Annotated in this window: 1 protein-coding gene; it reads left to right on the top strand. The window is 68.5% G+C overall.

Translation table 11 applies throughout. The features are described 5' to 3' along the window. Positions 1-14 precede the first annotated feature (14 nt). Entirely contained in the window at positions 15-12,296 is a 12,282-nt protein-coding gene (locus LTT66_RS08030; protein WP_408638757.1) for an amino acid adenylation domain-containing protein, read from the top strand. Positions 12,297-12,520 lie beyond the last annotated feature (224 nt).

The following is a 12,520-nucleotide window of genomic DNA, read 5'->3' as shown; positions in this document are numbered from 1 at the left end:
GAAACGGGGCTCGCGTGACGCGGCCCGCGCGGGTGCGGCCCACACGTACCCGGCGACCCAGGGTCACCACCCTCCCGCAGCTGATGGCAACCGCGGTCGAGGCCCATCCGACCGGCACCGCGGTTGTCTTCGCCGACGCGGTCAGCTCCAGCGGGCACCTCACCTACGCGGAACTCGACGCCGCATCCACCCGGTTGGCACGTCTGCTGATCGATCGTGGTGTGGGTCCGGAGGATCTGGTCGCGGTGGGTATTCCGCGGTCGGTCGAGTCGGTGGTGGCGGTCTGGGCGGTGGCCAAGACGGGTGCGGGGTTCGTTCCGGTGGATCCGAACTACCCGGCCGATCGTGTCGAGCACATGGTGAAGGACTCGGGCGCCGTGCTGGGCCTGGCCGTCACGCGCGTGGTGGCGGACCTGCCCGGCGAGATCGAATGGCTGATCATCGATTCCGACACCTGCGCCCAGCAGTTGGAGCAGTACCCGACCGAACCGGTCACCTATGCGGATCGGCTGCGGCAGCTGCGCGCGGAGCATCCCGCTTACGTCATCTATACCTCGGGCTCGACCGGCATGCCGAAGGGTGTGGTCGTCACGCAGGCGGGGTTGGCGGGTTTCTGTGCCGAGCAGCGTGATCGGTATCGGGTGACGAGTGCGTCGCGGACGTTGCATTTCGCGTCGCCGTCGTTCGACGCGTCGGTGCTGGAGTTGCTGCTCGCGCTCGGTGGCGCGGCCACCATGGTCGTGGTGGCGCCGACGGTCTACGGCGGTGACGAGCTGGCGGCGCTGTTGCGCCGGGAGGCCGTGACCCACGCGTTCATCACCCCCGCCGCGCTCGCGTCGGTGGACCCGGCGGGTCTGGACGAGTTGCGGGTGGTGGTGGCCGGTGGCGAGGCATGCCCGCCGGAGCTGGTGCGGCGCTGGGTGCGTCCGATCGCCGACGGCGATCGGGAGTTCTACAACGGCTACGGGCCGACCGAGACCACGATCATGACGAACATCAGCGCGCCGCTGGTGCCCGGCGAGCTGGTGACCATCGGCGCGCCGATCCAGGCGACCACCGAGTACGTGCTGGACGAGCGCCTGGTGCCGGTGCCGATCGGTGTGGTCGGCGAGTTGTACATCGGCGGACCGCAGCTGGCTCGCGGCTACCAGTTGCGCCCCGGCCTCACGGCCGTGCGTTTCGTGCCGAACCCGTTCGACCCGAACCACTCTCGGCTCTACCGCACCGGTGACCTGGTGCGCTGGACGCCGAATGGTGAGCTGGAGTACCTGGGCCGCAACGATTTCCAGGTGAAGATCCGGGGTTTCCGGATCGAGCTGGGTGAGATCGACGCGGTGCTGGCCGCGCACGAGACGGTCGACTTCGCGGTCACAGTCGGACACCAGTTGGACAGCGGCGCGACGATTCTCGCTTCCTACGTGCACGCCGCCAGTGGCCGCTCGATCGACATCGATGAGCTGATCGGGCATGCCGAACGCAGTCTGCCGGTGCACATGGTGCCGACCTCGCTCACCGTGCTGGAGGAGATCCCGCTGACGCCGGTGGGCAAGCTGGATCGTCGTGCCCTGCCCGCCCCCCAGTTGCAGACCAAGGAGTTCCGCGCCCCGTCCGGCCCGCTCGAGCAGTTGGTCGCCGGTGTCTTCGGCGACCTGCTCAGCGCGGGCGACGAGATCGGCGCGGACGACGACTTCTTCGAGCTCGGCGGCAATTCGCTGATCGCCACGCAGGTCGCCGCCCGGCTCGGGGCGTCGATCGGCGCGCGGGTGCCCGCGCGCACGGTGTTCGAAGCGCCGACGGTCGCGCTGCTGGCGGCCCGGCTCACCGAATTCGACAGCGCCCCGGCGCGTCCCGCGTTGGTAGCGCTGCAGCGCCCGGAGCGGGTGCCGTTGTCGTTGGCGCAGCAGCGGATGTGGTTTTTGAATCAGTTCGATACTGGTTCTGCGGCGAACAATATTCCGTTCGCGGTGCGGTTGTCGGGTGTGTTGGATGTGGCGGCGTTGCGGGCGGCGGTCGCTGATGTGGTCGAGCGTCATGAGACGTTGCGGACGGTGTATCCGGCGGTGGACGGTACGGGTTATCAGGTGGTGGTGCCCGCCGCGCAGGCCGTCCCCGACCTGACGCCGCACAGCCTTACCGCCGACGAGCTCCCGGACTGGCTGCGCACTTTCGCCGTCGCCGGTTTCGACGTGGCGGCCGAGGTGCCGCTGCGGCTTTCGCTCGCACGCGTCGGCTCCGAGGACTACGTGCTCGCTGTCGTGGTGCACCACATCGCGGCCGACGGCACGTCCATCGCGCCGCTGGTGCGCGACCTGATGACCGCTTATGTCGCGCGGAGCGCGGGCGCTGCCCCCGACTGGGCTCCGCTACCGGTGCAGTACGCCGACTACACACTGTGGCAGCGCGCCGTGCTCGGCGACGAGAACGACCCGCGCTCCGTGGCCGCGACGCAGATCGCCTTCTGGCGCGACGCTCTCGCGGGCATTCCGGATCGGCTCGACCTTCCGATGGACCGGCCGCGGCCCGCGTCGGCCTCCGGGCGCGGCGGGGTATACACCTTCACCGTCGATGCGCCGACCCGGGCCCGGCTCGACTACCTCGCACACGCGCGTGGCGCTTCGCTGTTCATGGTGGTGCATGCCGCCTTCGCGGCGCTGCTCGCCCGGCTGTCGGGTTCCTCCGACATCACCATCGGCACGCCGGTCGCCGGTCGCGGCGAGGCGGAACTCGATGATCTGGTCGGTATGTTCGTCAACACGCTGGTGTTGCGCACCGAAGTCGATCCGGCGGCGTCGTTCGCCGAACTGCTGACGGCGACCAAGGAGCGTGACCTCGCGGCCTTCTCGCATGCCGAGTTGCCGTTCGAGCGGCTGGTCGAGGTGCTCGACCCGGTGCGGTCGCAGGCGCATCATCCGCTGTTCCAGGTGGCGCTGTTCTTCCAGAATATGGATCAGGCGCAGCTCGAGCTGCCCGGTCTGTCGGTCGGCGCGGTCGAATTCGACGGCGCGGTGGCGAAATTCGATCTGCAGCTGACCCTCACGCCGCAGGAAGGTCCGGACGCGGGCCTGGCGGCGATGTTCACCTATGCCGCCGATCTGTTCGACGAACAGACGGTCGCCGAATTCGCGGGCCGCCTGAATCGGCTGCTGCGCGCGGTCGCCGCCGATCCCGGTCGCGCGCTGGGTGATATCGAGCTGCTCAGCGTGGTCGAGCGGGACCGCATCCTGCACGAGTGGAACGACACCCGCTACCCCGTCCGCTCGCAGCTGCTGCTGGACGGTTACCGCCGTGCCGTCGAGGCGCACCCGGACGAGGTCGCCGTGGTGTTCGAGGGTGTGGGGCTGACGTATCGGGAGTTCGATGCGCGGGTGAATCGGTTGGCGCGGTTGTTGATTTCGCAGGGTGTGGGTGCGGAGTCGTTGGTGGGGTTGGCGGTTCGTCGGTCGTTGGATCTCGTGGTGGGGATGTATGCGATCGTTGCGGCGGGTGGGGCGTATGTGCCGTTGGATCCGGATCATCCGGCTGAACGCATCGCGCACATTCTCGACACCGCCCAGCCCGTCTGCGTCGTGACCACCGGTGCGGACGCGGCGGCTCTCTTCGGTGACGTCCCGACCCTCGCCGTGGACACACTGGATCTCGACGGATTCGACGACAGCCCGGTGCGTGCGGAGGAGTTGGCGCGCCCGCTGCTGCCGGACCACCCGGCGTACGTGATCTTCACCTCGGGATCGACCGGCAGGCCGAAGGGCGTCGCGGTCTCGCATGCGGCCATCGACAATCAGATCGCCTGGATGCTCGCGGAATACCCGCTGGGTCCGGACGACGTGTACTTGCAGAAGACCGCGACGACGTTCGACGTCTCGCTGTGGGGCTACTTCATGCCGCTGCGCGCGGGGGCGAAACTCGTCGTCGCCACGCCGGACGGCCATCGCGATCCCGCGTATGTCGCGGAAACCATTGCCGCGCAAGGCGTGACGGTGACCGACTTCGTGCCGTCCATGCTGACGGTCTTCGCCGCGCACACCGCGCCGGGAAGCTGCCCGACCCTGAAGCACGTCTTCGTGATCGGCGAGGCGCTGCCGCCGGAGACCGTGGCGGCGATGCAGGCGGTGTCCGACGCCGCTGTGCACAACCTCTACGGGCCCACCGAGGCGGCGGTCTCGGTGACCTACTGGCCCGCGGCGGCGGACGAGCGTTCCGTCCCGATCGGTTTGCCGCAGTGGAACACTCAGGTGTACGTGCTGGATTCGTGGTTGCGGCCGGTTCCCGTCGGTGTGCCGGGCGAGCTGTATCTCGCCGGTGACCAGCTGGCCCGCGGTTATGTGCGGCGTCCCGATCTGACCGCCGATCGGTTCGTGGCCAACCCGTTCGCCTCGGGCGAGCGGATGTACCGGACCGGCGACCTCGTCGTGTGGCGTAACGACGCCGACGACGCGGTGCTCGATTACCTCGGCCGGACCGATTTCCAGGTGAAGTTCCGTGGTCAGCGAATCGAGCTGGGGGAGATCGAGGCGGCGCTGCTGGCGCAGCCCACGGTGAGCCAGGCGGTCGCGCTGGTCGCGCCGTCGTCGCTGGGTGATCAGCTCGTCGCCTATGTCGTCCCCGCTCCGGGAGACCGGATCGACGCGCAAGCCCTGCGGTCCGCGATCGGTGAAACCCTGCCCACCTATATGGTTCCGGCCGCCATCGTGGCGCTGGCGGAGTTCCCGCTGAATTCCAGCGGCAAGCTGGACCGCAAGGCGCTGCCGGAGCCGACCTTCGAGACCAAGCATTTCCGCGCGCCCGCCACCGCGGTCGAGGAGATCGTGGCCGGCGTATTCGGTGAGGTCCTCGGCTTGGGACGGGTCGGGGCGGATGACGATTTCTTCGCGCTCGGCGGTAACTCCCTGGTGGCCACGCAGGTGGTGGCGCGTCTGGGGGCCGCGGTCGGCGCGCGGGTGGCGGTGCGGACGCTGTTCGAAGCGCCCACGGTCGCGGCTTTGGCGGCGGCGCTCGAGTCCCGCACGCACGGTGAGCGTGGTGTCGAGCTGGGCAGTATCGCCCGTCCGGAGCGGTTGCCGTTGTCGTTGGCACAGCGGCGGATGTGGTTCCTCAACCGCTTCGACCAGACCGATGATGCCGGCGAACAGATCGGTTCGGCGGCCTACAACCTCCCGTTCGCGCTGCGCCTGACCGGTGCGCTGGATGTGGCTGCGCTGGGCGCGGCCCTGAACGACGTGGTCGCGCGCCATGAGGTGCTGCGCACCGTGTATCCGGAGACTCCGGATGGTCCGGTACAGGTGGTGTTGCCCGCCGGGCGGGTTGCCCTGGACCTGACTCCCCGAGTGCTTGCCGAAACCGATGTGGCGAGCACCGTGTACACCCTGGCCGCGACTCCCTTCGACGTGACGGCCGAGGTGCCGCTGCGGGCGACGCTCATCCAACTCGACGGAGCGCCGGATACGTTCGTGCTCGCCGTGGTGGTGCATCACATCGCGGCGGACGCGTCGTCGATGGGTCCGCTGGTGCGGGACGTGATGGTCGCGTACGCGGCGCGCACCTCGGGTGACGCACCGGGGTGGTCGCCCTTGCGGGTGCAGTACGCGGATTACGCGTTGTGGCAGCGTGCGGTGCTGGGCGCGGAGTCCGATCCGGAGTCGGTGGCCGCGCAGCAGATCGGATTCTGGCGTGCGCAACTGGCCGGTCTCCCGGACGTACTGGAGTTGCCGACGGACCGGCCGCGACCCGCGGTGGCGTCCATGGCCGGCGCACGGGTGGATATCGAGATCGATGCCGCGACCCACGCCGGACTCGTGGACTTGGCGCGTGCCCATGGCGCGACGTTGTTCATGGTGGTGCATACGGCGTTCGCGGTATTGCTGGCCCGGCTGTCCGGCAGTTCGGATATCGCGATCGGAACACCGATCGCGGGTCGTGGTGAGCGTGCGCTCGATGACCTGATCGGTATGTTCGTGAACACCGTGGTCTTCCGGACGCGGTTCGAGCCGGGTGAGTCGTTCGCTGCCCTCTTGGGCAAGCAACGTGAATCCGATCTGCGGGCGTTCGCGCACGCGGACGTGCCGTTCGAGCGGTTGGTGGAGGTGCTGAATCCGCCGCGTTCCACGGCGCACCATCCGTTGTTCCAGGTCGGGTTGTCGTTCCAGAACATCGCGCGGACCGCGTTGGAGCTGCCCGGGTTGACGGTGGCCGGTGTCGATGCCGATTTGGATGTGTCGCAGTTCGATCTGCACTTGATCGTCGGTGATGCGTATGAGGAGTCCGGTGCGGCTGCCGGTATCGGTGGGTTCTTCACGTATGCGACCGACCTGTTCGACCACGCGACCGTAGAAAGCTTCGCGGCGCGATTCTCGCGCATCCTCGCAGCCGTGGTCGCCGATGTGAACGCCACCGTCGGCGATATCGAACTGCTCGCCGATGCCGAACGGCACGACGTGCTGGCGCGCTGGAACGCAACCGACCAGAGCGTCGACGCGAGCGCGACACTGGTCTCGCTGCTCGACACCAGTGTCGCGGCGGACCCGCGCTCCACGGCGATCGTCGCCGATGGGGTCGGCGGCGAGCGGGTCGAGCTGACGTACGCCGAACTCGACGCCAGGGTGAATCGTCTTGCGCGGCATTTGATCTCGTTGGGTGTGGGTCCGGAGTCGCGGGTCGCGCTCGCGCTTCGCCGGTCGGTCGATTTGATCGTGGCGATGTATGCGGTGGCGAAGTCCGGTGGTGCGTATGTGCCGGTGGATCCGGATCAGGCTGCCGAGCGCACGAGTTACATCCTGGAGACGGCGGCGCCGGTGTGTGTGCTGTCGAATGCGGATGCTGATTTCGATACCGATGTCGCGCCGGTGGTGCGGATCGATGAGCTCGATCTGTCGGGTGTGGAGGCCAAGCCGGTCACCGATGCCGATCGTGTCGCGCCGTTGCGTCCGGAGAACACCGCGTATGTGATCTTCACGTCCGGTTCGACGGGCCGCCCGAAGGGTGTGGCGGTGCCGCATGGTGCGATCGCGAATCAGTTGCAGTGGAAGAATGTCGAGTTCGGTCTCGACGCGGCGGATGCGATCCTGTTGAAGACGGCGGCGACGTTCGATCTCTCGGTGTGGGAGTTCTGGTCGGCGGCGGTGTGCGGCGGGCGTTTGGTGATCGCTTCACCGGATGGTCACCGCGACCCGGCGTATCTGAACGAGCTCATTGCACAGGAATGGGTCACGACACTGCACGTCGTGCCGTCGATGCTGGATGCGTTGTTGACGGCTGGTATGCCGGATTCGCTGTGGCGGGTGTTGGCGATCGGTGAGGCGTTGCCGGGTTCGGTGGCGCAGCGGTTTTTGCGGGAGAATCCGCGTACCGAGTTGTTCAATTTGTATGGTCCGACTGAGGCGGCGGTGTCGATCACGAGTCACCGGGTGACTGTTGTGGATGGGGCTTCGGTGCCGATCGGTGTGCCGGAGTGGAACAGTCGGGTGTTTGTGTTGGATGCGCGGTTGCGTCCGGTTCCGGTGGGTGTGTCCGGTGAGTTGTATTTGGCTGGTGCGCAGTTGGCGCGTGGGTATTTCGGTCGTGCGGATCTGACTGCGGATCGTTTCGTGGCGAATCCGTTCCAGCCTGGTGCTCGGATGTATCGCACGGGTGACTTGGTCGCCTGGAACGGCAGTGGTGAGCTCGAGTATCGGGGTCGTACGGATTTCCAGGTGAAGATCCGTGGTTTCCGTATCGAGCTGGGTGAGATCGAAGCCGCGCTGCTCGCGCTGCCGGAGGTCGCGCAGGCGGCGGTGATCGCGAAGTCGGATCCGAAGACCGGTGACCGCCTGGTGGCGTATCTGGTGGCGAGCGATGCTGATGCCGGTGTCGATGTGGCGCGGGTGAAGTCCGAACTCACTGCCGGGTTGCCGTCCTACATGGTGCCCTCGGCGTTGGTGGTGTTGGATGCTTTGCCGTTGAATGTGAACGGCAAGCTGGATCGTAAGGCGTTGCCGGAGCCGGAGTTCGAGGTTCAGGCGTTCCGTGCGCCGTCGACTCCGATCGAGGAGATCGTGGCGTCCGTGTTCGCCGAGGTGCTCGGTGTCGAGCGTGTCGGCGCGGATGACGACTTCTTCGCCCTGGGTGGTAACTCGTTGTTGGCGACTCAGGTCGCGGCACGGATCGGCGCGGCGCTGGACACCCGCGTCCCGGTCCGCACGATCTTCGAGGCGGCGACTGTCGCCGGTTTGGCAGCGAAGGTCGAGCAGCACGCGGGCAGCGGCGGACGCAAGGCTTTGGTCGCGGGGCCGCGTCCGGAGCGGATTCCGCTGTCGCTGGCACAGCAGCGCATGTGGTTCCTGAACCAATTCGACCCGGCGTCGTCGGTCTACAACATCCCGGCCGCCATCCGCCTGACCGGAGAGCTGGACGTCACCGCGCTGCGGCAAGCGGTCGCGGACCTCATCGCCCGCCACGAGATCCTGCGTACGATCTACCCGCAGACGCCCGAGGGCCCGATACAGCAGGTGCTCGCGGCGGACGAAGTGCCGATCAGCCTGATCCCCACCCGCGTCGAGGCGGCGGATCTGGTCGCCGCGGTGACCGCGGTCGTCACGGCCGGATTCGAGGTCACCACCGAGGTCCCGTTCCGGGTGGAACTGTTCGAGGTCGCGCCCGCGAGCGCGGACGACCCCACCGAGCACGTGCTCGCGTTCGTCGCGCACCACATCAGCTCCGACGGCTGGTCGCTCGGACCGCTCACCCGGGATCTGGTCCTGGCCTACGAGGCGCGCAGCAGAGGCGAGACACCGGCCATGGCCCCGCTGCCTGTCCAATACGCCGACTACAGCCTCTGGCAGCGCGAGGTGCTCGGTTCGGAGACCGATCCGCACAGCCTGATCGCGCAGCAGGCCGAGTACTGGCGCGGCACGCTCGCCGGTCTGCCGGACGAACTACCGCTTCCGGCCGACCGGCCTCGCCCCGCGCAGGCGTCCTATCGGGGAGCGACCTTCGCCTTCGACATCGATGCCGACCTGCACGCGGAGCTCGAACGCCTCGCCCAGCAGCACAATTCGACGCTGTTCATGGTGGTGCACGCCGCGCTCGCGGTGCTGCTGGCCCGGCTGTCGGGCACCTCGGACATCGCCATCGGCACGCCGGTGGCCGGGCGCGGCGAGGCGGAACTCGACGACCTGATCGGCATGTTCGTCAACACCCTGGTGCTGCGCACCGAGGTCGAGCCGGGTACGCCGTTCGAGGCCCTGCTCGCGGAGGTCCGCCGGACCGACGTCGCCGCGTTCGGCCACGCCGACCTGCCGTTCGAGCGCCTGGTCGAGTTGCTCGATCCGGTCCGCTCGGCGGCGCGGCATCCGCTGTTCCAGGTGATGCTGGTGCTGCAGAACCTCGCGCCCGCGACGCTCGACCTGCCCGGCCTCACGGTGTCCGGCATCGATCCGCAGGTGTCGGCCGCCAAGTTCGACCTGCAGGTCACCCTGGCCGAACAACCAGGTGCGCAGGGTATTTCGGTGGTGGTCGGCTACGCGACCGACCTGTTCGACGAATCGACCGTGCGAAACTTCGCGAGCCGGTTCCGCCGTGTCCTCGCGGCGGTCGCGGCCGACGCCACCGCCGTGGTCGGCGACATCGACGTGCTCGCGCCCGGCGAACGCGATCAGGTCCTGAGCGCATGGAATGCGCGGGGGGCGTGGGTCCCCGGTGCGACGCTGCCGGATGTGATCGCCGAGCAGGCGTGGTCGCGTCCGGAGGCGGTCGCGGTCCGCTTCGGTGACCGGTCGCTGACGTTCGGTGAGTTGCAGCGGCGCGCCAATCAGGTGGCGCGGGCGTTGATCGCCCAGGGTGCGGGTCCGGAGTCTTTGGTGGCTGTGGCGGTGTCGCGGACTGAGGAGTTGCCGGTCGCGTTGTTGGGTGTGTTGGTCGCGGGTGCGGCGTATCTGCCGATCGACACGACGTATCCGGTGCAGCGGTTGGAGTTCATGCTCGAAGACGCCGGGCCGGTGTGTGTGCTGACCACCGCGGAGCAGCGTGAGGCGGTGCCGGCTGGTGAGTTGCCGGTGGTGCTGTTGTCGGAGGCGGGAACGTATTCCGATACGCCGGTGGGTGATGCGGAGCGGGTGGCGCGGTTGCGTCCGGACAATTTGGCGTATGTCATCTATACCTCCGGTTCCACGGGTGTGCCCAAGGGTGTCGGGGTGGCGCACCGCAATGTGGTGGAGTTGTTCGCCAACACCCAGCCGTTGTTCGGGTTCGATGACACCGATGTGTGGACGTTGTTCCATTCGTTCGCGTTCGATTTCTCGGTGTGGGAGTTGTGGTGCGCGCTGGCGCACGGTGGCAGTGTGGTCGTGGTCGACTATGTGACGTCCCGTTCGCCGGAGCAGTTGCGTGAGCTGTTGGTCCGGGAGCGGGTCACGGTGCTGAATCAGACTCCGTCGGCGTTCTATCAGCTGGTGGAGGCCGATCGGGTGGCCGGTGCGGGTGAGCTCGCGTTGCGGTATGTGGTGTTCGGTGGTGAGGCTTTGGATCTGCGTAAGCTGGGCCGCTGGTATGAGCGCCACGACGCCTCGGCGCGGTTGGTGAACATGTACGGCATCACCGAGACCACGGTGCATGTGTCGTTCCTGCCGTTGCGGGAGCGTGATGTGCAGGACGCGGCCAGTGTGATCGGGCGGGCGATCCCGGGTTTGGATGCGTTCGTGCTGGATCGGCGGCTGCATCCCGCGCCGGTGGGTGTGGCGGGTGAGATCCATGTGGTCGGTGCGCAGTTGTCGCGCGGGTATCTGGGCCGTCCGGGGTTGACGGCGACGCGTTTCGTGGCGAACCCGTTCGGTGCGCCGGGGTCGCGGATGTACCGCAGTGGCGATATCGGCCGGTGGCGCGCGGGTGAGGACGACGCTGCGCTCGAGTACGCCGGGCGTGGTGATCAGCAGGTGCAGTTGCGGGGGTTCCGGATCGAGCTCGGCGAGATCGAAGCGGCGCTGCTGCGGTGTCCGGGGGTCGGTCAGGCGGTGGTGCTGGTACGTGCCGACGAGCACGCCGGGGAGCGCCTGATCGGTTACGTGGTCGCCGACACCGGCGTGACCATCGACCCCGCGGCGGTGCGGGCCGAGGTCGCCGGGTTCCTCACCGGCTACATGGTGCCGGACGCGGTGGTGGTGCTGGAGGCGCTGCCGTTGACACCGAACGGGAAACTCGACCGCCGCGGGCTGCCGGCGCCGGAGTTCGGCAGCGGGGTCGGCTACCGTGCGCCGGAGACGGCGACCGAGCAGGCGGTGGCCGCGGTGTTCGCCGAACTGCTCGACGCCGACCGGGTCGGACTCGACGACGACTTCTTCGCCCTCGGCGGCAACTCGCTGCTCGCGGCGCAGGTGGTCGGGCGGCTGCGCGACGCGACCGGAGCGATGGTGCGCGTGCAGTGGTTCTTCACCGACGCCACGGTGGCGGGCCTGGCCGCTCGCATCGACACGGGCGACGCCGACGCCACCGCGGCGCTGGAAGTGCTGCTGCCGATCCGCGCGGGCGGTTCGGCGGCCCCGCTGTTCTGCCTCCACCCGATGTACGGCTTGGCCTGGTCGTACGCGGGGCTGGCCCAGTTCCTGCCCGCCGAGCAGCCGATCCTCGGCCTGCAATCACCCGCGCTGTCGGAGGACGGCGAGCTGCCCGGTTCGCTGGACGAGCTGGCCGAGCGCTACCTGTCCGAGATCAGGACGGTCCAACCGCAGGGCCCGTACCGGTTGCTCGGCTGGTCGCTCGGCGGTGTGCTCGCCCATGCCATCGCCACCCGGTTGCAGGACGCGGGCGAAGAGGTGGAGCTGCTGGCCATGATGGACAGCCATCCGAATCCGGACGTCGTCGGCTTCCGCGCCGCGGTGCGTGGCGCCCTGGCCGAACTCGGTCTGGGCACGGCGGTCGCCGCGGGTGACGATGTCTACGAACTCGACGACGAGGCGTTGGCCACACTGCACGCCATGATCCCGGCGGATCTCGTCGCGGTGACCCCGCAGCGGCTGCGCCGGATCTATCGCAGTGCGGTCCGCTCCGCGGAGCTGATCGCCGAGCACCGGCCCGGGGTCTTCCGCGGCACCGTGCAGTACTTCAGCGCGGCCGTCGCCGACCCCAACGACGAGTTGCGCGCCGCCGCGGCGGACTGGTGGCCGTACGTGCGGGGCATGGTCGTCGACCGGCCGGTCGAGGTCACCCACGCCCGGATGGCCGCGCCGGAGGCGCTGGCGGTGATCGGCCCGCAGCTGGCCGCGCTGCTCGCGGTCGCCGCTGATCGTTCCCGGCCGACGCCGCGACCCGAATCGCGCGTCGGCAGGGAATAATCGTCCCCGGCACTCGCCCTAGGCGTCCGCGCCCGCGACCCGGAACCCCCGGCTCACGGCCGGTTCGCGCTCGGCGTGGGCCGGCGGTTCGGTAACGATCGGCATGCGCGCGTTCGATGATCATGAGGGCGAGAGCATGGTGAACGTGCGCGTGGCGACAACAGACAGGGTAGGCAGCACGATGGTTCGGGCGGTCGGTCAGCGGTGTGACGAGACTGCGGAAG

The sequence above is a fragment of the Nocardia gipuzkoensis genome (assembly GCF_021183645.1).
Taxonomy (GTDB): Bacteria; Actinomycetota; Actinomycetes; order Mycobacteriales; family Mycobacteriaceae; genus Nocardia; species Nocardia abscessus.
The sequence above is the reverse complement of the archived record's forward strand: the minus strand, read 5'-3'. Positions and strand labels throughout refer to the sequence as shown.